Raw genomic sequence first — 21,991 nt, 5'->3', positions numbered from 1 at the left:
TTACACGCGGCACGCCCATTGGCCGCGCGAACCGATCCCCATGCCATTTGAAAGCGGCATTGGAAACGTCAGCCTGAGCCTGAGCCTGAGCAACGAGAAGTGTAAGACGGCAGTTAGCTGAATCGAAGCTTGCGTATGCGCTAAAGCTCGCACCGGCGCACGACCGGAACTTCCTGCTGCGCAAAAACTCTGCAAAGAAGCGTATCGTCATTTGTCGTCGGCGGAGATGCCCGATTCAACGCACAGACGATCCAAGACTGCTACCGTGTGTCTGTCGGATCACGTAAAACGCACCTACAGTTAGAAGCGCCACTTGCCGCAAGTGAAGCGCGCGGCACGGCTGTCGTACACCGAACCCTTTCGAGCAGCGCAACGAGACACTTTCCGGAGCGAGATATGCAGCTAGGCATGATTGGATTGGGACGCATGGGCGCGGACATGGTGCGACGCCTGACGAAGGGCGGTCAGCAATGTATCGCTTACGACGTGCAACCGGCAGCGGTGGACAAGCTGAAACAGGAAGGCATTGCGGGGGCGGCATCGCTCGACGACCTGGTCGCGAAACTGGAGAAGCCGCGCGCGGTGTGGCTGATGGTGCCCGCGGCGGTGGTCGACAAGACGCTCGACAGCCTCGTGCCCCTGCTGGAACCCGGCGACATAGTGATCGACGGCGGCAACTCCTACTACCACGACGACATTCGCCGCGGCGCCGATCTGGCCAAACATCAGCTGCACTACGTGGATGTCGGTACGAGCGGCGGCGTCGCGGGCCGCGAGCGCGGCTACTGCCTGATGATCGGCGGCGAGGCAGAGGTCGTGAAGCGGCTCGAACCGATTTTCTCGACGCTTGCGCCGGGCGCGGGCTCCGCGCCCGCCACACCGGGCCGCACCGCCAGCGCCAGCACGGCCGATCAGGGCTTCCTGCATTGCGGCCCGCAGGGGGCGGGGCACTTTGTGAAGATGGTCCACAACGGCATCGAATACGGAATGATGGCCGCGTATGCCGAAGGCCTGAACATTCTGCACCACGCCGACGCCGGCAAACACGCGCGCGAAGCCGATGCCGAAACGTCGCCGCTGCGCCGTCCCGAGCTTTACCAATACGAATTGAATCTCGCCGAGGTCACTGAGGTCTGGCGGCGCGGCAGCGTGATCGGTTCGTGGCTGCTGGACCTGATCGCAGGATCGCTCGTCAGCGACGCCGATCTGCAAAGCTATGCAGGGCGCGTATCGGATTCGGGCGAAGGGCGCTGGACGGTGGCGGCCGCGATCGACGAAGGCGTGCCGACGCCGGTGCTGAGCGCGGCGCTATTCGCGCGTTTCAGCTCACGGGGCGACGCGGATTTTGCGAACCGGGTGTTGTCGGCCATGCGGCACGACTTTGGCGGTCACGTCGAGAAAGCGGCCACGCCGGCCGATGGACACAAGGGCTAATTCATGGGAGCCGCGATGCAAGCCGCTAACGCCACGCCTCACGACGTCGTGTTTCTGTTCGATTGCGATAACACGTTACTGGACAACGATCATGTGCTGGCGGATTTACGTGCGCACATGATCCGCGAGTTCGGCGAGCAGAACAGCGCGCGGTACTGGGAAATTTTTGAAGACTTGCGCGCGGAGCTTGGCTATGCCGATTACCTTGGGGCGTTGCAGCGCTATCGGCTGGAGCAGCCTCGGGACACGCGCCTGTTGTTGATGTCGTCGTTTCTGATCGACTATCCGTTTGCGAACCGGCTGTATCCGGGGGCATTGGATGCGATCAAACATGTGTCCCAGTACGGGCCGGCGGTGATTTTGTCCGATGGCGATGTGGTGTTCCAACCGCGCAAGATCGCCCGCTCGGGCTTATGGGATGAGGTCGAGGGACGGGTTTTGATCTACATCCATAAGGAGCAGATGCTCGATCAGGTGATGGAGTGTTATCCGGCCCGGCAGTACGTGATGGTCGATGACAAGTTACGGATCTTGACGGCCATGAAGAAGGCCTGGGGGGAGAGGCTGACGACGGTTTTTCCTCGCCAGGGGCATTACGCTTTCGATCCCAAGGAGATCTCCAGCAATCCGCCCGCGGACGTGACGATTGAGCGGATTGGGGAACTGGCCGATCTCGACGTCAATATGCTTCTGAGCGGTGGGACGGTAGGGGGCGCTTAGGTTTTCTGCCTTTCGCAGCGCTGTTCCAGCCGCGTCCATTGCAGTCACGCCTCCACGGCGATGCGATAGCTCGCCAGCATCACGAGACTGTCGCCCTTGTCATTGCGCAGATTCGGCGGCACGCCTTTTTTGCCGCCGACGCCTGCCCAACGGCATGCTAGGCAAGGCCCGCCAGTTTGACCAGCAACCCGAACACGCCGACCAGAACGGCAACACCGGCGCACAACAGCACGAGCGAGAGAACAAGAATCAGGGGCGTCTTGAGGCGGCTGGGTGTCGACATGGTGACCGTTTGGATGATGGGCGAGCAGGGCAGGACGCGCCAGATGCGGTTCGCCGTAGCGCATTCAGCGCGAAGAGCTTAATCGCATTCGCTTAATGCTCGCTTAAAGTTTAGCGCAAGACTGGCAGCCTCTGCCGTGCCGACTGTCCAACAACGTACAGACATTCCTCCCAATTGAGCGCATGATCCTTGCTTAGCGTGTGGCGCGATCAGGCCTATTCAAAGCCAGCGCACGCGCAATCGGATGCCCACCTTCACGCCGCAGGCGATCAAACGCTGTGCGGCCGGCGGGCCAAAGGAAAATCATGACATCCGCAATCTGGGGCATCGTGGCCGGCATGGCGCTGATGTTTGGCGCTTCGATGTACCTGCGTCAGCTTCGTCTCCTACACCGCCCGGACCGCCGCTGGACAGGCAAGAAACGTTGATTCGCCCCACATCCTCGAAAAGGGAGGCTTCATGTCAGTACTACCTACTCAGCGACGTTCGCCGTCGCCGTTGCGTCAAGCCGATTCGCCAGCCGCCGTGCGCGACCGGCGCACCGAACTCGGCCGCGCCGATGAAGCGCGAGCCGAACAACGCGAACGCGACGACGCGCGCAACGACCCCAATGCCAGCAAATGGCGCTACCAGCCACCACAACGGAACGAGAAAGAGCCCGCGTAAGGCCTTCAACTGAAGACCAACGAACAAACGTCGAACAGTCGAACGGGCGCTAGCCAACGTTCGGGCCGGCAATCGCATCGGCCACGCCACACTCCACGCTTCCCGCGCCTACACAAAAGCGACGCATGCACGTCGCAAGATCAAGCTTTGAACGATCGCGTCGAACCATGACGCGCGCTTCACGGTCACACCCGTGACGATTCCCTGGTCCAATCCCCGAAAGCCTTGAGCAACGGACCTTCGCCGCTACGCCTGTGTTATGTCATGCGCATGACAGAAAGGCCGGCGTTGCTGGTTTTTCTCCACGGGCCGCGTCACGAACAACCGCTGCAGCACCCGCTAACCTGCCTGACAGTCCTTTTCAAGGAGTGACGCCATGGCCGAAGCAACCTCCCGTCTGACCCCGCCGAAAACACTAGAACCCGACACGTTGCGCAAGATGGACCGCTACTGGCGCGCCTGCAACTACCTCTCGGCCGGCATGATCTACTTGCGCGACAACCCGCTGTTGCGTGAACCCCTCAAACCCGAACACATCAAGAACCGCCTGCTGGGCCATTGGGGCTCGGACCCAGGGCAGAGCTTCCTGCTGGTGCATCTGAACCGGCTCATCAGGAAGCTCGATCTGAACGTGATCTATATCGCAGGCCCAGGCCATGGCGCGCCCGCCACGCTGGCCCACTGCTACCTCGAGGGCCATTACTCGGAAATTTATCCCGACCGCAGCGAAGACGAAGCCGGCATGCGCCGCTTCTTCCGGCAATTCTCGTTTCCCGGCGGTATCGGCTCGCATTGCACGCCCGAAACGCCGGGCTCGATTCACGAAGGCGGCGAACTCGGCTATAGCCTGTCGCACGGCTATGGCGCCGCGTTCGACAACCCCGATCTGATCGTCGCGGTGATGATCGGCGACGGCGAGGCGGAAACCGGACCGCTGGCCACCTCATGGCACTCGAACAAATTCCTCAACCCGATTCGCGATGGCGCGGTGCTGCCGGTTCTGCATCTGAACGGCTACAAGATCGCCAATCCGACGATCCTCGCGCGGATTCCCCGGGAGGAACTCGAAGCTTTGCTGACCGGCTACGGCCACAAACCGTATTTCGTCGAAGGCGACGATCCGGACACCATGCATCAACAGATGGCTGCGACGCTCGAACAATGCATCGGCGAAATCCGCGCGATCCAGCAGCATGCGCGCGAGGCCAATGATGCAACGCGGCCGCGCTGGCCGATGATTGTGCTGCGCTCGCCGAAGGGCTGGACCGGGCCGAAAGAAGTCGACGGTCATCAAGTGGAAGGCTCGTGGCGCGCGCACCAGGTGCCGGTGCTCGATCCGGTCACCAATAGCGAAAGCCTGAAGCTCGTAGAGAACTGGCTGCGCAGTTATGAGCCGGAGTCACTATTCGACGAAGCAGGACGTCTGGTCGAAGAACTGCGTGAACTGTCGCCCGTTGGCACGCGCCGCATCAGCGCCAATCCGCATGCGAATGGCGGTCTGCTGTGCAAAACGCTCGACCTGCCGGCGTTTCGCGACTACGCGGTGGCGGTGAAGAACCCCGGCGGCTCGTACACGTCACCCACTGAGGTGCTCGGCACGTTTCTGCGCGACGTGATGCGCAACAACATGACGAGCTTCCGCGTATTCGGCCCCGACGAAACCGCCAGCAACAAGCTGACGGCCATCTACGAGGCCTCGGAGAAAACCTGGCTGGCCGAAACGATGGCAAGCGACGCCGACGGCGGCGAACTCTCGGTGGATGGCCGCGTGATGGAGATGCTGAGCGAGCACACGCTTGAAGGCTGGTTCGAAGGTTACGTGCTGACCGGACGCCATGGGCTTTTCGCCACCTATGAAGCGTTCGTCCACGTGATTGATTCGATGTTCAACCAGCACGCCAAGTGGCTGGAAAAAGCGAAATGCGATCTTGGCTGGCGGCAACCGGTGCCGTCGATCAACCTGCTGATCACGTCGCTGGTGTGGCGCCAGGATCACAACGGTTTCACGCACCAGGACCCGGGTTTTCTCGATGTCGTCACCAATAAAAGCCCGAACGTGGTGCGCATTTACCTGCCGCCGGACGCCAACTGCCTGCTGAGCGTCGCCGATCATTGCTTGCGTTCGCGCGATTACGTGAATGTGATCGTCGCCGACAAGCAGCCGCATCTGCAGTACCTCGACATGGAATCGGCCATTACGCATTGCACCAAGGGCATCGGTATCTGGGATTGGGCGTCGACCGATCAGGGTGTCGAACCGGACGTGGTGATGGCTTGCGCCGGTGACATCGCGACGATGGAAGCGCTCGCCGCGGTCGAGATTCTGAAGGAGCGCTTTCCCGAGTTGAAGATCCGCTTCGTCAACGTGGTCGATCTGTTCCGCCTGATGCCTGAGCATGCGCATCCGCACGGCCTGTCCGACCGCGATTTCGATTCGCTGTTCACCGCCAGGAAGCCGGTGATTTTCAACTTCCATTCGTACGCGTCGCTGGTGCATAAGCTGACCTACAACCGCACCAATCACGACAATCTGCATGTGCACGGCTACCACGAGAAAGGCAACATCAACACGCCGCTTGAACTGGCGATCATCAACGAGGTTGACCGTTTCTCGCTGGCGATCGACGTGATCGATCGTGTGCCGGTGCTGCGCGGCGTCGGCGATCACGCGAAAGAGTGGCTGCGTGGGCAGATCATCGAGCATCTGGCTTATGCGCATGCCGAAGGCATCGATAAGGAAGATATCCGCAACTGGACGTGGAAAGGTTGAGCGTGCCATGGAGACTCATGAGAAGGCCGGCGAGCCGATGCAAGCACCGACGATTCTGGTGCTGAATAGTGGTTCGTCGTCGCTGAAATTCGGGCTCTTTACGCGTTCCGCGCACGCCGCGCATGCCGGCGGAGACGAAGCATTGTTACTGGAAGGCAGCGCTGAAGGTATTGGGCGCGGCGACGGCAGCTTGCGCATCAAGTCGCCTGACGGCCGCGTGCTGATGCAGCAGGAACATGTACTGGAGTCGCAGACCGACGCGTTGCAGATGCTCTCACGGGTCCTTGCGGAGCAGAAGCACGAGCGGCCTGCGGCGGTTGGGCATCGGGTGGTGCACGGCGGCCCGTATCTGCGAACACATCAGCGCTTGACGCCTGAAGTCCGGCAGCGCTTGCAGGACGCCGTGCACTTCGCGCCGTTGCATATCCCACCGGCGCTGGCATTGATTGACGAGGCGTCAAAGATCTTTGGCGACGCGCAGCATTTTGCCTGCTTCGACACCGCGTTTCATGCGACGCTGCCGCCGCGCGCGGCGCAGCTTGCGTTGCCGCGTCGTTACATGGAGGCTGGCGTGATTCGTTACGGCTTTCATGGGCTGTCGTATGAATCGCTGGTAACGCGACTTGGCGCCGATTTGCCGCCGCGAGCGGTGTTCGCGCATCTGGGCAACGGCGCGAGTCTATGTGCCTTGCAGGACGGCAAATCCGTCGATACATCGATGGAGTTGACGCCGACTGGTGGCGTGCCGATGGGCACGCGCAGCGGCGATCTCGACCCGGGCGTGCTGCTGTATCTGATGCGCGTGGAGAAGCTTGATGCCGACGCGCTTGAGACGCTGTTGAATCGCCAGAGCGGCCTGGCTGGTTTCGCCGATGGCGAGAGCGACATGCAGGCACTGGAAAAACGCGCGGCGGCGGGGGATGCGAATGCGTTGCTGGCGCTGGATGCGTTTGCTACGGCGGTGAAGAAAACGATAGGCGGCTACGCGGCTTTGCTGGGCGGGATCGATTTGCTGGTGTTCACGGGTGGGATCGGCGAACACAGTGAAGAGATTCGCAAGCGCGTGTGCGAGGGGCTTGCGTTTTTGGGGCTATCCGAAGGAGATCCAGCCGGGAAGGTGAGGGTGATTCATACCGAGGAGGAAAAGCAGATTGCGAGGCATTGCCGGGCGCTGTTGCGCGCGGAGGCGGGCTAGGACAATTTCGCTTTGATGATGGCGAGATCGGAAACGCCGGTAACACCGAACAGGCGGGAGACGTCTTCGAGCGCGGCGGCTCGTTGCTGGTCGAGTTGAAGTACGCCGAGCAGGGTGATGCGTCCGTGTGAGACCTTGACGTGCAGGGCGTTTGGGGGCACGGCGGCATCCCAGGCGAGGCGCCTTGTCGCTTCTGCGGCGATCTGTTCGTCAGTGAGGCGCGTGCTTGGGTCGTTGCGCGTGGCGGAGCGGGATCTGGTCATGGCGATACCCTGGAAAGTGGACCACAATTGGACAACACTAGCAGACGTAGCGGGTTTTGCCTTTGGGGACGCTTCGCCGGTAACTGTCAAATCAAGTCCAGGCTAATACCTAAGGGAACGGTAGAATCGAGCACGACGTGGCGGCGTAGTGCATAGAACAATCACAAACTAATACAAGATGCTGCACGGGGTATATTCACGCTCTCGGACACAGCTATGCGTTGCCAACGCAGTTACCGCACGATCTGCCCATGACCTACCATGCCACTACCGTCACGCTTGAAAACATCGGCGGGATAGTCGCCGAGAAAGACAAATATGGCAGGAGAACAATCAGTACAGCCTTTAACGTCACGGTTGCAGGCAAACGTCAGTACGCTGTACAAATGCGCGGCGCGCCTCGACTTGAAAACGGCATGGTCGTGACGGCGGTACTGCGCGATACGGATAACTGGCAGACACTCGTGGGATGGCTAAACCACGCCACCGGCGAGGTTTGCGGCGTCGGTTCGCCTGAGACTTCCTTCTGGTGGTTTGTGGCCGGTATCCTGATGTCAGCCCTGCTTTACCTTAAATGGATAAACGAAGCTCACAGCGGCGACGCCAGTACGCGCGTCGTAGTTTGGATTATCGCGGTCGTACCGATGAACGCCTGGACGCTATTCTCCTGGCGGAGGTCGGCCAAGGTCTACAGGTTGCTGAAACCCTAAAATGAGTGGCCGCATATAGTCCATAAAATCATAAAGGCTGCGAACCCGTAACCTGCAAGCGTACACCGCGACAGGTTTTAGTGAACAACCGCGACGGCGCGCGCAGCGCCGCCGGAAGAATGACTGCTTTGTCACTGACGCCGAATGAGCGAGAACACAGATTCCAGATGCACCACTGCCGCGACTGCGCGGGGGAACCCGCTTATGAGCTGGCGGTGTGAGCCGCTTTCTTTGCTTATCTTTCTTTGCGGCGGCAAAGAAAGCAAGTGCCGCCCCGCACAGGGGCGACGCTAATAGACCACTAAGAAATCAAGGAAAGGCCAACGCCGCACGCAAACAGACAAACAAAGCGCCGCGCAGGCAAACCAAGCCCTATTGAATAGCCCCCGCCAAAGCCTGCGCTGTAGCCGCCGACAACGTCCAGCCCAAATGCCCATGTCCGGTGTTATAAAAAACGCCGCGCCGTTTCCCGCGCCCGACCTTCGGCAACATGCTCGGCAGCATCGGCCTTAAACCAGCCCACGGGATGATCTTCGAAGTCGACACCTCCGGAAAATACCGCCGAGTCCAATCAACCAAAGGCGCAATCCGATCCGACCGAATATCCCGATTGAACCCATTGATCTCCGCCGTACCGGCAACCCGAAACCGATCCACTCCAAGCCGGCTGGTGACAATTTTCGCGCTATCGTCGAGCAGACTCACCCACGGCGCGCGCTGCTGGCTCACTTCATCATCAAGACAAACGGTAATCGAATACCCCTTAACCGGGTACACGTTCACATGATCGCCAAGCATGGCCGCGAAGTCGCGACTCTTCACGCCGGCGCACACCACGATCCGCTCAAAGGCAAACTGCTGCGACTCACCTTCCAGTTTCACGCTTAGCGAGAACCGCCCCTCAGCCGGCTGCTCGATGCCTGTAATCTCGGCATCGTAATGAAACTCGACGCCATGCCGCACGCAAGCCTGCGCCAACCCACGCGTGAACTTGTGAATATCGCCAGTCGAATCTGAAGGCGTAAAAAAACCACCGAAAAAATCACCCTGCAGCGTAGGCTCGATCGCGTGCAACTCGTTCGCCGTCACCGGATTCCGATCCAGCCCGCCTTCGCGCAGCAACGCATTCACCTTACTCGCCGCGTCGAATTCCTTCCGGGTCTTGTAGATGTGCAGAATGCCGCGCCGCTCCAGATCGAAATCGATCCCTTCACGCTCAGCAATCGAAAACAAATGCTCACGCGCCGCAATCGCAAGCCGCACCGTCTCGACGGTATTGGCCCGATAGTTCGGAATCTGCCGCAAAAACTCACCCATCCACGAATACTTATGCCACGTGGGCATCGGATTAAGCAGCAACGGCGCGTCGCGCGTAAGCATCCACCGCAAACCCTTCATCACAGTGGCCGCGCTGTTCCACACTTCAGCATTGCTGGCCGACAACTGGCCGCCGTTAGCGAACGAGGTCTCCATCGCCGCATAGCGATGACGTTCGAACACGGTAACGTGGTGGCCGCGCTGAGCCAGGGCGTGAGCAGTCGTGACGCCGGTAATACCGGCGCCGATAATGGCGATTCGTGACATGACATGGTCCAGAGTAGTTGAGCATCACCGGTGTCGATTTCGTGTCGAAACCGGCGTCGATGCCCCATCTGTCCATGTACCTGAGAGTTTCTTCCCGTGAGCCGACGAGCATTGATGCCAGCCGTATGCAGGGAATCCCCTTCGGTGGGCGCGCATGGCGCCGCTCTCCAGATGTTCCAGCTGCGCGGTCCTTTTGCCTGAGAGTTTCCGGGGCGGTTGCTCCGTCGGCGTCGTCACAACCTTCTGACGATCTCTCCCGCGCTGCATTGCAGAACGGCTCGACAATACCGGGCAAAAATCTTCACCGCAAGTGTTTCCTGCAGTGCAACGCCCGATCGGCCCTACCGGGAGCCGCGCACGGCGCGCCGAAAAGGCCCATCCACGTGAGCGCGCCCAACCCAGGCTCACGGTCGCGCTTGCGGCGCCTGGGTTCGAGGCGCCAGCATATTCACCGCGCGGCTTTCAATTCCTTCAGCCGTCACCGGACCGTGCTCACGGCCGCTCTTTCGGCTCGCGTGCCCGCTGCCCCGGCGTCGCCCCGGCGCGCAGGTACACCCCGGAGAACTCAGTAGAGGCGGTGCGGATCATCTCGATTAGCGTCGCAGCAACGGTGGTGGTCAGATCGATATCCCGGCAGATCAACCCGATCGTCATGTCCGGCAGCGGCTCGGTCAAACCGATCTTGCGCAGCAGTCCCTTGTACGGCGCCGTATGGAACGGCAGTTCCGACCACAGGCTGATGCGGTCGGTGGTGCTGGCCATCTCCAGGTAGAGCGACGTCGACGTGCAACGCAGCACGTTTTTCGGCGGCGCTATATCCTGGCTGCCGAACAGCGTGCCGATCAGGCTCGTCGAATCGTCGAGCGCATCCCAGCTAAGCCACGCCGCCTGGGCGAGCCCCTGCAGGGAATGCGTGCCACGCAGCGGATGGCCGGTGCGCACGCCCAGCGTCGTGGCGATGGTGTAGAGCGTCTCCCAGTAGAAACGCGTGTCGCTCGGCTGACCGATGCGCGAGACAAGGCCGAAATCGATCGAACCGTCCGCGAGGCCTTCCTGGATCTGTGGCGGACGCAATTCGAACACGTTGAGGGTGACCTGCGGATAAACCCGTGAAAACTCCCGCAACGCCTCAGCAAACGGTCCGGCAGACGTCACCGGCGTAACGCCCACCGTTACGGTGCCGCGCGCGATGCCGAGCAGCGTGGAGATGTCCTCGTGGGCGTGGCGCAGTTCCTGTTCGATCGCGCGCGCGTGGCGAATCAGGCTTTGCCCGTACGGCGTGAGCTGCGTGCCCTTGGCTGAGCGCACGAACATCGGCGCGCCGAGTTCCGCCTCCAGATCGGACAGCGCCTTGCTCACGGCCGGCTGCGTGACATGCAGCGCACGCGACGCCTCGTGGATGCTGCCGTTCTCCGCGACGGCGATCAATGAGCGCAATTGGTGAAGTTTCATCGTCGAATCCACTCGAAGGGTGCCTCGGCTGTGTGCGCCGCAGCCTCCAGTGTGGGGATAAATAAAAGTGATGGCTATAAAAACAAACGATTTGCGCTTGGAAATTGACGACCGCACTGTTCGGTTGACGTCGGCCGCAAAGCGACGCAGCCCTTTCCACCGGAATCATCGGAATTCTCATGGCAAATCTGCACACATCGCTGCAACCCGCGTCAGCCGACGCGGTGTCCCAGGGGCCGGTTCAGGGGCTCCCGCAGTTGTCAGCGCAGACGTCGGCTCAGCCGCGCGCCTCGAAGTTCGCGCTGATCGCCGCGACCACGCTGGGCAACGGCCTGGAGATGTTTGACTTCACGATCTACAGCTTCTTCGCGGTCCTGATCGGCAAGCTGTTTTTTCCGTCGCATACGGCTTTTGGCTCGCTGCTGATGGCGGTCGCGACCTTCGGCATCGGTTTCGTGATGCGGCCGCTGGGCGGCATCCTGATCGGCAACTACGCGGATCGGGCCGGCCGTAAGGCTGCGATGACGCTGACCATCGCGCTGATGGCGCTCGGCACGGCAACAATCGGCCTTGCGCCCACCTATGCGCAGATCGGCCTGTTCGCGCCGCTGCTGATCGTGCTCGGCCGATTGCTGCAAGGCTTCTCAGCCGGCGGCGAGATCGGCGCGTCGACCACGCTGCTAATGGAGTCGGGTGTGCAGTCCACACGCGGCTTTCTGGTTGGGTGGCAACTGGCGAGCCAGGGTGCGGCGGCGCTGGTCGGCGCGCTGAGCGGCTTTCTGCTGTCGCATTTTCTCGCGCCTGCCGATCTGGAAAGCTGGGGTTGGCGCATCCCGTTCCTTTGCGGTCTGCTGATCGGACCGGTCGGGCTTTATATCCGCCGCGCGCTGGATGAAACGCATCACGCCACGGCGCGTGAAAGCAGCGCGTTTCGTGAACTGATGGCGGGTCATCTGCGGCAAGTGTGCGTCGGCATTCTGATGATGGTCGGGGGCACGGCGTCGATGTACATCGTCGTGTTCTATATGCCGACCTATCTGATCCGCGTGCTGCATATGCCGCCGGCCACCGCGTTTCTGTCGGGTTGCGTGGCCGGCGCGGTCTTGCTGATCGGCTCGCCGCTCGCAGGGCTGCTGTCGGATCGCCTGCCGCGTCGCAAGCCGCTGGTCGTCGGCGCCACGCTGCTCGGCGCCGTATTGATCTATCCGGCGTTCTGGCTGCTCAACCACACGGCGCAACTCGGCGTCGCGCTGACGGTGATCGCCGCGCTGGTCGGCTGTCTCGCAGCCGGTTCCAGCTCGGTTTTTCTCATTCTCATGGAAGGTTTTCCGAAGCATGTGCGGGCCACGGGCTTCTCGGTGGTGTACAGCATCGGTGTGGCGGTGTTCGGCGGCTTCGCGCAATTCATCGTGACGTGGCTCATCAGCACGACCGGCAATCCCATGTCACCTGCCTGGTACATGGTCACGTGCAGCGCGGTGTCGCTCGTCGCATTGGCGGCGTTGAAAGAGCACCGCGCCGACTGAGCGCATCGGCCAGAGATTTCAGTTAATGCAGGGCAGCCCATCACCAGAGACGGCTGGCAGGACTAACAGAACCAACAGGAGAACATCGCATGTTTGAAGCACAAATCGTTGAAGCGGAACTGCAATCGGCCGGACTGATTGCGGACGTGGTTGCCGACGAACAGACCTTTGTCGATCTGCGCCGCCAGATCCACGCGCATCCGGAAACGGGCTTCGACGTCGTCAATACCGCGGCACTGGTGGCCGGTTTGCTGAAAGAGTGGGGTTACGACGTGCATACCGGCATCGGCGGCACGGGCGTGGTCGGGCAACTGAAACTGGGCAACGGTACACGCAAGATCGGCATTCGCGCGGACATGGATGCCTTGCCGATTCACGAGCAAACGCATCTGCCGTATGCAAGCCGGATTCCGGGCAAGATGCACGCCTGCGGCCACGACGGCCACACCGCGATCCTGCTCGCCGCCGCGAGGCATCTGGCGACGAGCCGCGGCTTCGACGGCACGCTCAACCTGATTTTCCAGCCTGACGAAGAAAACCTGTGCGGCGCGCGCCATATGATCGAAGAGGGCTTGTTCGAGCGCTTTCCTTGCGATGCGGTCTACGCGCTGCACAACGGCCCGGGCATTCCGGTTGGCCAGTTCGTCGTGAAGACGGGCGGCGTGACGGCAGCCTCGGACGTTGCCACGGTCACGCTGACGGGCGTGGGCGGTCACGGCGCGATGCCGGACAAGGCACGCGATCCGATCGTCGCGGCCGGCTCGCTGATCATGGCGTTGCAGACTATCGTCTCGCGCAATCTGCCGGCGTCTGAAGTTGGCGTGGTGAGCATCGGTGGAATTCATGCGGGCGCGACCCACAATGTGATCCCCGACACGGTGAAGCTCCTGCTGAACATGCGTTCGACCAACCCGGAGATGCGCGAGCGGATCGAAAAGCGCGTGCACGAAATCGTCACGCTGCAGGCGCAATGCTTCGGCGTCGAAGCCTCGATCGACTACAAACGGCTCGTGCCGGTGGTCGTCAATGCCGAGGCGCCGACCGCGCTGGCGCGTGATGTGATCACTGATCTGGTCGGCGCCGCGAACGTGCTGACCGACACCAAAGGCATGATGGGCAGCGAAGACTTCGCATGGATGTCCGACAAGGTGCCGGGCTGCTACGTGATAATCGGCAACGGCGTAGGCGAGTGGGGCGGTTGCATGGTGCATAACCCCAAGTACGACTTCAACGACCGCATCATCAGCCTGGGCGCAAGCTACTGGGTCAAGCTCGTGGAAACGTACCTGAACTGATCCGCCGTTGCCCGCATTACATTGTGATGAAGCGAGCGAAGCGAGCACGAAGGCGTCGAAGATATGAGCGCCATTCAACTGGCGATGCAAACTTTTCAAGCCCGGATTCAAGGCCCGAACCGGCGGCATCGGCTATATTGAGCGGCACTGCCCAACTTCAATTCACAAAGGAGACCTCCGTGCCCGCTGTCACAACGCTGCTCGCCTTCGCCCTGGTTTCGCTCGGCATGGTGCTCACACCCGGCCCGAACATGATTTACCTGATCTCGCGATCGCTCTGCCAGGGGCGGCGCGCGGGGCTCGTGTCGCTCGGCGGCGTCGCGGTCGGCTTTGTGTTCTACATGTTTTGCGCGGCGTTCGGTATCACCGCACTGCTGTTGACGGTGCCCTACGCGTACGACGCGTTGCGTTTCGGCGGCGCGCTGTATCTCCTGTATCTTGCGTGGCAAGCGGTTAAACCGGGCGGCCGCTCGCCGTTCCAGGTGCGCGACCTGCCGCACGACAGCCGCCGCAAACTGTTCACCATGGGGCTCGTCACGAATCTCGCGAATCCGAAGATCGCGGTGATGTATCTGTCGCTGCTGCCGCAATTCATTTCACCGGAGCACGGCAGCGTGCTCACGCAGTCGATCGCGCTGGGGTGCGTGCAAATCGTCGTCTCCGTCACGATCAATGCGTTGATTGCGAGCATGGCTGGTTCGATCGCCGGGTTTCTCAATGGGCGGCCGGTGTGGCTGCAGGTACAACGCTGGCTGATGGGCACCGTGCTCGCCGGTCTGGCCGTGCGGATCGCGTTCGATTCGCGCCGTTAAACCGGACGATGCAGACTCGCCTGAGTTTGCATCCCCGACTTCCTGCCTACGTCTCGCTCACCTTGAGCGTCCATCACAGGCGGCCTGCCCGTGTCTGGCTCACAGCGCCTTGTACATGATGGTGGTCGAGTCGAACCGCTCCGTCTGCGTATCGCGGCAAAACTGCGGGATCACGCCGGCCGTCTGATAACCCAATGCGGCATAGAGCGGCCCGGCCTTGTCGCCGGTGCGCGTATCGAGCGTCAGCAAGCTGCGCTGCAACTGGTGCGCCCGGCTTTCCAGTTCCGCCATCAGCGCTTTGGCGATACCTTGGCGGCGGAACGCAGGGTGGACCAGCAGCTTGCGCACCTCGGCGCGATGACGCTGGTTCGGCATCGTGTCGTAATCGAGTTGCACGGTGCCGGCGATCGACTCGCCATGGCGTGCGACGAACAGCACAAGCGCCCCCGCGCGCAGCGACGGCAGCACCTTGCCGCGCCAGAACGCCTCACTCTCCTCGACGCTGTACGGCAGGACAAAGCCGACGCTCGCACCGTCATGGACGCAGGCATGCAGCAGCGCGCCAAGTTTGGGTAGGTGGTGAACGAGGTCGTCGGCGGAAAAGATCGTGATGGTGGTCGCGCTCATGTTGCCTCGAACTCAGACGATGAAGAGGATGTAGCGGGCTGCGCTGTGCGCGGGTGTGACGAAAGCGCTGGGGCCGAACAACTGATAGCGCAGACAGTCGCCGGGGTGCAGATCGTGGCTTCGGCCGTCGACGGTGATCTGCAGTTGCCCTTCGAGCAAGATCAGATGATGTTCGAGGCCGGCTCTCGGCGACGCGTCGTAAGTAATGCGCACGCCGGCATCGAGTTCGCACTCCAGCGCCTCGCCGCTCAGCGCCTGGGCCGGTGGCGACACGGAGCGGCGCCGGAAGCCGACGCTCGCGTCGGTCCAGACCGCCTGCGCCTCGCGCGGCACCAGCGGCGCGAAGTCTTCTTCGACCATGTGCATGAGGCGCGACATCGGCAAGCCGTAGGCGACGCAGAGCTTACCCAGCACGCTCGCCGTCGGGCTCACGGCGGCGTTTTCGAGGCGCGACAGGGTGGCGCGGCTAACGTTGCTGAGCTTCGTCAGATCGTCGAGCGACCAGTTTCGCTCGGCGCGCAAGCCTCGCAGACGCTGGGCGATGCGGCGGTCGATGGCGTTGTCGTCAGAGTGTGCGTTTTCCATATTCGGGAAACTATCTCGAATATGGAACGACGTCAACGGAACAAAAATGCGCACAGACGGATGCGGACGCGTTCGGGGCGAGCCGGGTCATTGCGGAGATTCGTACACCGCGAGCGGCCGGGGCGTTTATCATAGTGCCCACAAACTAAAACCCGCCGCCCGGCTGTGCAACGGTAAGGCACACCATCCACGAGACCCGGCGGCGCATGCCGCGACATCCTTTCTATGAACTCCACTCCCGACGCTGTTTCCCGTCCCTTCATCCGCGCTTTGACCTTGCTTGAAGGGCGCGTACTCGGCGTGCTCGTCGAAAAGCAGCACACCGTGCCGGACAGTTATCCGCTTTCGCTGAACGCGCTGACCCTGGGCTGCAATCAGAAGACTGGCCGTGCGCCGGTGATGAATGCAACCGAGGCAGAGGTGCTGACTGCCATCGACGGGTTGAAGCGCCTGAGCCTGGTGATGGAGGGCAGCAGCAGCCGCGTGCCGCGCTTCGAGCACAACATGAATCGGGTGTTGGGGTTGCCGAGTCAGTCGGCTGCGTTACTGACTACGTTGTTGCTGCGCGGCCCGCAGACTGCCGCTGAGTTGCGCTTGAACAGCGCGCGGTTTCATGGGTTTGCCGACATCTCGTCGGTCGAGGCGTTTCTCGATGAGTTGGCTGCCAATGATCCACCGCGGGTGGTGAAGCTGGGCCGCACGCCGGGCGAACGCGAAAGTCGCTGGATGCATCTGCTATGCGGCGAAGTCAGCGCGAGTGAGTTTGCACAATCGGGTGGGGATGATGAGGTTGTGCCGCTGTCGGCGTTCGAGGCGGTAAAGGCTGAACAAAAGCGGCTTGCCGATGAGGTGAGCCGGCTTCAGGTGGTGGTGCGGCGCATGGCCGCCGAGTTGGGAATTGAAGTTGAAGAGCTTGGCACGGGGGATTGAAGCGATCCTGGCTTTTCGCGCTGGAGCGCGCGAAAAGCCAAAAGCCAAAAGCCAAAAACTAAAACTTGTAGTTCACCGAAGCGAGCGTATTGAGCTCGAATCTCTTTTCGGTAATCGGGCTATTCGCCGCGTCGTGCTCCAGTCGCCCGAACGTAGCGGAAACCGACCCATTCCAGTGCTTTGAAAAATCGTAAGTCACAATGGCGTTCATATGGATGTCCCGTATGCCGGCACTGGTGTTATACGTGGGCAACCCTGACGCGGCGCTCTGCTGCCCGGACACGCCGAAAAACGTCCGCGTATAGGTCGCATTCGCCCAGGTGAACCCAGGTCCGACCGAGAACAACCAGCCGCCAACCGGCGCGGAAGCCACGAAATCCGTCATGACCGTCGTCCCCTGGTGATTCCCGTCGATATCCTGGTACAACGCCACTGACCCAGTAAACGCCCACCACGTGTAGTCGGCGAAGAGCTTCAGTTTCGGTCCGCCATCCACATTGCCAAGTCCATGCAGCCGCGGGTCGTCGGACTCCTTGCGAGTCTGGAAATCGAAAGTGACAGCAACGCCCACGTGATAGGCGGGACCGCGCAGCACGTTGACGCCAAGCACGTCAGGGCCCTGCGAGAAAATCCGGTCGTCGTAAGAGATGTCCAGCGCAGGGAACGGGAAGACGGTCAACTGCCGCGATCCCGGGTACTTGGGCGTGATCACCACGCCAGGGCCCACGCCGATTTTCCATTTGCTGTCGGTGGCCGCGCCCGTGCTCGTGTCGGCGTTGCTTGTGCTTGTGCTCGTACTCGCGTCAGTCGTCGCGTCCGGACTTGCATCGTCCGCATACGCAGCACGCGCTGTGCAAAGGCCCAGCGCAGCGGCGAGCAGCAGTGACATATGGGTGGCTTTGCCGACCCTGAACGGGGTACGCAGCGACGCGCTTGCCGGTTTACCGGACCCGGACGTGATATGCGCCGTCATGCGCGCTCTTTGCCAAGCGCAGCGAGTTGCCTGAGGCGCCGCGCCAGGGCCTTCGAGACCACCTGTTGCTTGCCGCCGTCGTCGCCACTATGGGCAGCTTCGCTCTCGCGCAAAAACAGCGCGGTTTCGCGCGCGACGATTTCGCGCTCGTTGTCCGACGTAATCATGTGATACGAATCATCCAGCCAGATTGTGCGTAAAAAGGCAGCACCGATATTTGCAGCGACAAAGCGTGCATTGCGAGGGCTCGACGTCTCATCGTCGATCGCGTGAACAATCAGGCAATCGGTCTTGATGTCGCGCACCTGCGTGCGCAGGCTCGCGGCGAGGCGGCTCGCCTGGTGCAATGCCGGCAGTGAAATCGTCGACGGCCCGACTTCGCTGAAATCGCTGCGCTGCATGGCGCGGGCGATCTTTGCTCTGAGCGCTTCGTTGCGCAGGCCGAACGGTGCTTCCTCGCGGTAGCGCCAGCGTTTGCGCAGCGGTGTGAAGTACGCCCAGTTGAGCAGGAAACGATACCAGGGGATCGCCCAGCCGTCGTATGAGAGCGTGAGCGACAACAACACGAGCGACTGCGCCCCGGGACGGCGATGCGCCAGCGCCAGCGCTAACGCCGCACCGATCGATAGCCCGCAGATCGAGACGCGTGCAAAGCGCTCGGCCAGGGCGTCGTACTCGCGCACGGCGGCTTCGAGCCAACGTTCCATTGCAGCTTCTTCGGAGCCCGCGCTGTAGCCAGGCAAGACCGGCGCGCAAGCGGTGAAGCCCTCGGCGTTGAGAAAGCGTGCGAGAAAACGTAATTCGAGCGGCGAGCTCGACAGGCCGTGCAGCATCAGCACGGCGTGGTCGTCGCCGGGTAAGAAAAGACTTGTCGGTTCGCTCACGGATCAGGCTCCAATCCGCAGCACGAGGAACTCACCGGCGTGGGTGGTGAACCGTTCGCACACGCACTCGGTCAGCTTCAGCGGACCATCGCCGCTTCTCAGGCGCACCCGATGGCTGCCGGGCCACAGTGCCTTGCTAAGCCGCTGGATGTCGTCGGGATCGACGTCGGCAAAGCGCGGGCCGGGCGCAATCTCGTTCGGCAAGCGTGGCAGCACACCTTGCGGCTTGACGTCGTCCGCCTGTTGCAGCGCATTGCGCTCGAGCGCCTGGATGAAAATGAAGGTCTTGTGGTGATGCGACAGATGGCGCAGCAGCCGGTGCGTTTCGTCGACGGCACGGCGCGCGAGCATGCGTTCGTTGTCGTGACGCAGCAGCATTTCATAGCGCGACTGCGCAACCGATGCGATCAGTTCCGCACGAAACTGCGCGCGGCGCAGGCGTTCGATCAGCATGATGACGAGCAGCGTCACCAGCGGATACGAGATCAGCAGCGCGACGTCACCGCGATCGAATACGGCGATGGTGGCGTAGGGGGGGACGAACAGGTAGTCGGCGATACCCATGCCGAGCACCATGACCGTGAGCGCCGGGGCCAGCCCGCAGAAATACTCGACCAGCGCCGCGGCGATACAGAACGCGGTGCCCGGCATAATCGGTCCGAGAAGCGGATGGAGCAACATGCGCACTCCGCTCGCGATCGCCAATGCGGCGGCCGCGCCGAGCCAGACGCGTGTTCCCCGTGGTGCCCAACGGCGGGCGTTTTGGACTTCCATAATATTTTTTTTAGGGAGCGATTCCGCTTCCCGATTGAGTGTGGCAATGCGCTTTTAAGCGCAGGTCGGACAATACCATAATCGAGCAGAAGCAAAGGCCCGGAAAGGCGTAAAGACCGGAAGGCCGACAGGGAATTACGTGTTTCGCATGTCTGAGAGAAAAACATGCCTGTGATTAGGGGTATTCTCGCCAGCATGCATTGTGCAGGCAGTGAGCTTAAGTGATGCTTAAGTGGCTTTAATCGTGGCCTGTACCGGCCCTTCAAGCCGCTGGCCATGGCCCGTGGTCGAGCCCTGCTATCGAAACTGCATGGATAAAAGACACGCCCGCCAGATACTGCGCTTATACATCATGCGGTTGCGTTGCTTCAATTACAGTTAATCCCATTTACAAATGACACAGAACATTTACGACGACCCCAAATTTTTCGACAACTACAGCCAATTGGGCCGTTCGAAACAGGGTCTCGCCGGCGCCGCCGAATGGCCCGCATTGCGCGCCATGCTGCCGGAGATGCGCGGCCTGAACTGGCAGAAGAACGCGAGCGGCCGATGATGTTGCTGGTGTCCGCTACGCGGTAGTTTTCAGGCGAGCGTGGTGGCCGCCGCGTGGTGGCCGATCAGGTGTCACGGCTTCGTCGCGGGTCGTCGGCCAGGGTTCGCTGGGTGCGATAGAAAACGCGCGGCGGCACGTTCGGTGAATCTTCGGCGAGCCGGTCGAGTTCGTCGCGGATCGCGGTGAGATAGTGGCCGTCGCGTGCATCGGCGTCGCCTGCGAAGATGGCTTCCAGCCTGCGCCGCACAGCGCCATAGCGCGCACCCGCCGCGCGATGCTTTTCGGCGCGCTCTGCGTATCGGAAGAACGTTTGCAGCGCGGCGGAGACAGCAGCGGCAACGCTCACCAGGCCCAGGAAGATCCTGAGCGCCGGCGAGACGGCGGTCGAACTCAACGACGCGAACACGGCCGTACCCACAAAGGCCGTCAATGCGGTGACCAGCCAGCCGACGCCTCGGTCGCGCGCCGCCAGCAGGTCGGCCATGTCGTAGTGGCTCATCTGGGATTCACGCGCGCGCCGGATCCACTTCAGCAGAAGCTGGTTTTCGTCGACCGGGGGCTCGTACGCAGTCAGGTTCTTCATGTCGCTCGTCAGGGCTGTCCAGTATCGCAAGCGTGGCGCATGCGCTTGACGATACTGTGCCACATGAGCGCTAGGAACCGGACACACCAAACCGTTCGTTATGCGCCTTCCCATTCAGATAGAAGTCACCGATAGCGGCTTCGCGGATGATCGCCGGATTGTGCGACGCCAGCACGCGTGCGTTGCGCCAGTAGCGATCGAAGCGGCGCGTCTCGCTGGTTGCCGATGCGCCGCCCACTTCGAAGAGCAGGGTCGCCGCCTGCAGCGTCTGCTCGATGACGATCTGCTGCGCCTGGAACGTCTGGATGTCGAGGTGGATATAGGTTTGCTCATCGGTACGGCCTTCCTGCCGCGCCACGGAGACTGCATCGATCGCGCGGGCGAGCGATGTGCTGATGCTCTGTGTCGAATAAGCCAGGCTTGCGAGGCGGCCGACTACGCGATGCACCAGCGGATTGTCGCGCGGGCTCGATTCACCGGGAATGCCGAAGGTCCGGGTTTTGCCCTGCGTGAAGGCCACGGCGTCGCGCAGCGCTGCGCGGCTGATGCCTGCCAGGTTGGCGACATGGAGCGCCTGATAGTAGGCGGTGAGCAGGCTGTTGCGGCGCGGTTCGGAGGCGTTATAGCGACGGTACAGGTTATCGTGCGAGACCGGTACACGTTCGAAACGCGCCGTCCCGCTGCCGGTGAGACGCTGTCCGAAGCCATCCCAATCGTCGATCCGGGCGAGACCGGGTGCGTCGCTTTTGACGAGCACGCGGACGTTGCTTTGTCCGTCATGGGCGGTGACGTCGACCCAGTCCGCGTAGAGCGTGCCGGTGGTGTAGTACTTCTCGCCGTCGAGATGCCATGCGCCGTTGGTTTGCGTGAGGCGCACGCTGTTGTTGGTGACGCTGGTGCGTTCGGATACGGCGCCGCCGATGATCTGGCCTTGGGCGATACGTGTGAGCCAGCGGTCACGTAGTGGCTCGTCGTCACTTTCCAGTAGGGATTCGATGAAGCCGCCGTGTACGCGGAGGATTTGTGGAAGGTTTGAGTCGGCTTCGCCGAGGCGCGAGACTAATGCGAGGAACGCTGTGAACGTGATGCCTTCGCCGCCGTAGCGTTTTGGTACGCGGAGTTTGGTGTAGCCGGCTTCGCGGAGCCATTCCACCGGAGCGTAGGCCAGTTCCCGCTTCTGTTCGCGGTCTACGGCGCCTTCGGCGATGCGGGTGAATACCGGCGCGAAACGGTTGGTTAGTTCGTCTTCGTCGAAGAGCTGAGCGGCGTCTGCCGTTGGGTGATTTGGGTTTTGGTGCGATTCGGATACTGGCATGAGTTCTCCAAAGCGGGGCGGGGCGCCGGGCGCAATCTGAGAACGGTACGGGAG

At 61.7% G+C, this 21,991-nt stretch carries 22 protein-coding genes, 2 pseudogenes and 1 riboswitch; of the genes and pseudogenes, 12 read left to right on the top strand and 12 right to left on the bottom strand.

Annotated features, from left to right (window positions below):
- Nucleotides 1-396: 396 nt before the first annotated feature.
- Both gnd and GNZ12_RS14810 read left to right on the top strand, forming a co-directional pair.
- Nucleotides 397-1,434, top strand: a complete 1,038-nt coding sequence (gene gnd / locus GNZ12_RS14815; RefSeq protein ID WP_172311028.1) for a phosphogluconate dehydrogenase (NAD(+)-dependent, decarboxylating) — start codon at nucleotides 397-399, stop codon at nucleotides 1,432-1,434.
- A 15-nt stretch (nucleotides 1,435-1,449) separates the two neighbouring features.
- Complete coding sequence (locus GNZ12_RS14810) at nucleotides 1,450-2,154, top strand: HAD family hydrolase (protein WP_172311027.1); 705 nt, start codon at nucleotides 1,450-1,452, stop codon at nucleotides 2,152-2,154.
- Nucleotides 2,155-2,219: 65 nt separating this feature from the next.
- On the opposite strand, the pseudogene GNZ12_RS45770 reads toward GNZ12_RS14810, so the two are convergent.
- Both GNZ12_RS45770 and GNZ12_RS45040 read right to left on the bottom strand, forming a co-directional pair.
- Nucleotides 2,220-2,285: pseudogene (locus tag GNZ12_RS45770) on the bottom strand (ankyrin repeat domain-containing protein); the annotation flags it as partial.
- A 26-nt stretch (nucleotides 2,286-2,311) separates the two neighbouring features.
- Nucleotides 2,312-2,437, bottom strand: a complete 126-nt coding sequence (locus GNZ12_RS45040) for a hypothetical protein (protein WP_268959033.1) — start codon at nucleotides 2,435-2,437, stop codon at nucleotides 2,312-2,314.
- A gap of 305 nt (nucleotides 2,438-2,742) precedes the next feature.
- Here GNZ12_RS45040 and GNZ12_RS45035 point away from each other — a divergent pair, with 305 nt between their 5' ends.
- The 4 genes from GNZ12_RS45035 to GNZ12_RS14795 all read left to right on the top strand — a co-directional run bounded on the left by GNZ12_RS45035 (nucleotide 2,743) and on the right by GNZ12_RS14795 (nucleotide 7,068).
- Complete coding sequence (locus tag GNZ12_RS45035; protein WP_268959032.1) at nucleotides 2,743-2,865, top strand: hypothetical protein; 123 nt, start codon at nucleotides 2,743-2,745, stop codon at nucleotides 2,863-2,865.
- A 31-nt stretch (nucleotides 2,866-2,896) separates the two neighbouring features.
- Nucleotides 2,897-3,103, top strand: a complete 207-nt coding sequence (locus tag GNZ12_RS14805) for a hypothetical protein (RefSeq protein WP_172311012.1) — start codon at nucleotides 2,897-2,899, stop codon at nucleotides 3,101-3,103.
- A 376-nt stretch (nucleotides 3,104-3,479) separates the two neighbouring features.
- On the top strand, nucleotides 3,480-5,873 hold the full coding sequence (locus GNZ12_RS14800; RefSeq protein ID WP_172311026.1) for a phosphoketolase family protein: 2,394 nt from the start codon (nucleotides 3,480-3,482) through the stop codon (nucleotides 5,871-5,873).
- 7 nt (nucleotides 5,874-5,880) lie between these two features.
- Nucleotides 5,881-7,068 (top strand): acetate/propionate family kinase, encoded by a 1,188-nt coding sequence (locus GNZ12_RS14795; protein ID WP_235993737.1) that lies wholly within the window; start codon nucleotides 5,881-5,883, stop codon nucleotides 7,066-7,068.
- On the opposite strand, the gene GNZ12_RS14790 is transcribed toward GNZ12_RS14795, so the two are convergent.
- A complete protein-coding gene (locus tag GNZ12_RS14790; RefSeq protein WP_172311025.1) occupies nucleotides 7,065-7,331 on the bottom strand; it encodes a BON domain-containing protein in 267 nt (88 codons plus the stop codon). The genes GNZ12_RS14795 and GNZ12_RS14790 overlap by 4 nt on opposite strands.
- A 251-nt stretch (nucleotides 7,332-7,582) precedes the next feature.
- On the opposite strand from GNZ12_RS14790, the gene GNZ12_RS14785 reads away from it, so the two are divergent.
- Complete coding sequence (locus tag GNZ12_RS14785) at nucleotides 7,583-8,041, top strand: hypothetical protein (RefSeq protein ID WP_172311024.1); 459 nt, start codon at nucleotides 7,583-7,585, stop codon at nucleotides 8,039-8,041.
- Nucleotides 8,042-8,413: 372 nt separating this feature from the next.
- On the opposite strand, the gene GNZ12_RS14780 is transcribed toward GNZ12_RS14785, so the two are convergent.
- Both GNZ12_RS14780 and GNZ12_RS14775 read right to left on the bottom strand, forming a co-directional pair.
- Nucleotides 8,414-9,625: a D-amino acid dehydrogenase gene (locus GNZ12_RS14780; RefSeq protein ID WP_172311023.1), complete on the bottom strand. Its 1,212-nt coding sequence runs from the start codon at nucleotides 9,623-9,625 to the stop codon at nucleotides 8,414-8,416.
- Nucleotides 9,626-9,800: 175 nt separating this feature from the next.
- A riboswitch (glycine riboswitch) is annotated at nucleotides 9,801-9,894 on the bottom strand.
- Nucleotides 9,895-10,117: 223 nt separating this feature from the next.
- Nucleotides 10,118-11,077, bottom strand: coding sequence for a LysR family transcriptional regulator (locus GNZ12_RS14775; protein ID WP_172311022.1), 960 nt, complete (start codon nucleotides 11,075-11,077; stop codon nucleotides 10,118-10,120).
- A 179-nt stretch (nucleotides 11,078-11,256) separates the two neighbouring features.
- Between GNZ12_RS14775 and GNZ12_RS14770 the strand changes: the two genes are divergently transcribed.
- From GNZ12_RS14770 to GNZ12_RS14760, 3 genes are all read left to right on the top strand, one after another.
- The gene (locus GNZ12_RS14770; protein WP_172311021.1) at nucleotides 11,257-12,603 is read left to right on the top strand and encodes an MFS transporter; all 1,347 of its coding nucleotides are present in this window, start codon (nucleotides 11,257-11,259) and stop codon (nucleotides 12,601-12,603) included.
- Between the two features lie 89 nt (nucleotides 12,604-12,692).
- A complete protein-coding gene (locus tag GNZ12_RS14765; protein ID WP_172311020.1) occupies nucleotides 12,693-13,898 on the top strand; it encodes a M20 aminoacylase family protein in 1,206 nt (401 codons plus the stop codon).
- A 179-nt stretch (nucleotides 13,899-14,077) separates the two neighbouring features.
- Nucleotides 14,078-14,710: a LysE family translocator gene (locus tag GNZ12_RS14760; protein WP_172311019.1), complete on the top strand. Its 633-nt coding sequence runs from the start codon at nucleotides 14,078-14,080 to the stop codon at nucleotides 14,708-14,710.
- 99 nt (nucleotides 14,711-14,809) lie between these two features.
- Here GNZ12_RS14760 and GNZ12_RS14755 read toward each other — a convergent pair whose 3' ends face one another.
- Complete coding sequence (locus tag GNZ12_RS14755) at nucleotides 14,810-15,337, bottom strand: GNAT family N-acetyltransferase (protein ID WP_172311018.1); 528 nt, start codon at nucleotides 15,335-15,337, stop codon at nucleotides 14,810-14,812.
- Nucleotides 15,338-15,349: 12 nt separating this feature from the next.
- The gene (locus GNZ12_RS14750) at nucleotides 15,350-15,922 is read right to left on the bottom strand and encodes a helix-turn-helix domain-containing protein (RefSeq protein WP_172311017.1); all 573 of its coding nucleotides are present in this window, start codon (nucleotides 15,920-15,922) and stop codon (nucleotides 15,350-15,352) included.
- A gap of 225 nt (nucleotides 15,923-16,147) precedes the next feature.
- Between GNZ12_RS14750 and GNZ12_RS14745 the strand changes: the two genes are divergently transcribed.
- Complete coding sequence (locus tag GNZ12_RS14745; RefSeq protein ID WP_172311016.1) at nucleotides 16,148-16,852, top strand: YceH family protein; 705 nt, start codon at nucleotides 16,148-16,150, stop codon at nucleotides 16,850-16,852.
- Between the two features lie 58 nt (nucleotides 16,853-16,910).
- On the opposite strand, the gene GNZ12_RS14740 is transcribed toward GNZ12_RS14745, so the two are convergent.
- The 3 genes from GNZ12_RS14740 to GNZ12_RS14730 all read right to left on the bottom strand — a co-directional run bounded on the left by GNZ12_RS14740 (nucleotide 16,911) and on the right by GNZ12_RS14730 (nucleotide 19,483).
- The gene (locus GNZ12_RS14740; RefSeq protein ID WP_172311059.1) at nucleotides 16,911-17,741 is read right to left on the bottom strand and encodes a MipA/OmpV family protein; all 831 of its coding nucleotides are present in this window, start codon (nucleotides 17,739-17,741) and stop codon (nucleotides 16,911-16,913) included.
- Nucleotides 17,742-17,821: 80 nt separating this feature from the next.
- The gene (locus GNZ12_RS14735) at nucleotides 17,822-18,658 is read right to left on the bottom strand and encodes an alpha/beta hydrolase (RefSeq protein ID WP_172311058.1); all 837 of its coding nucleotides are present in this window, start codon (nucleotides 18,656-18,658) and stop codon (nucleotides 17,822-17,824) included.
- Between the two features lie 54 nt (nucleotides 18,659-18,712).
- Nucleotides 18,713-19,483 (bottom strand): DUF4118 domain-containing protein, encoded by a 771-nt coding sequence (locus GNZ12_RS14730; RefSeq protein ID WP_172311015.1) that lies wholly within the window; start codon nucleotides 19,481-19,483, stop codon nucleotides 18,713-18,715.
- Nucleotides 19,484-19,877: 394 nt separating this feature from the next.
- On the opposite strand from GNZ12_RS14730, the pseudogene GNZ12_RS14725 reads away from it, so the two are divergent.
- Nucleotides 19,878-20,006, top strand: a pseudogene (locus tag GNZ12_RS14725) (SAM-dependent methyltransferase); the annotation flags it as partial.
- 97 nt (nucleotides 20,007-20,103) lie between these two features.
- Here GNZ12_RS14725 and GNZ12_RS14720 read toward each other — a convergent pair.
- Entirely contained in the window at nucleotides 20,104-20,622 is a 519-nt protein-coding gene (locus tag GNZ12_RS14720) for a DUF4231 domain-containing protein (protein ID WP_172311014.1), read from the bottom strand.
- Between the two features lie 70 nt (nucleotides 20,623-20,692).
- The coding region (locus tag GNZ12_RS14715) for an acyl-CoA dehydrogenase family protein (RefSeq protein ID WP_407947704.1) at nucleotides 20,693-21,991 on the bottom strand (1,299 nt) is incomplete at its 5' end.

The sequence above is a fragment of the Paraburkholderia solitsugae genome, from assembly GCF_013177695.1.
Lineage (GTDB): Bacteria > Pseudomonadota > Gammaproteobacteria > Burkholderiales > Burkholderiaceae > Paraburkholderia > Paraburkholderia solitsugae.
This window is presented reverse-complemented; position numbering and strand designations above follow the sequence as displayed.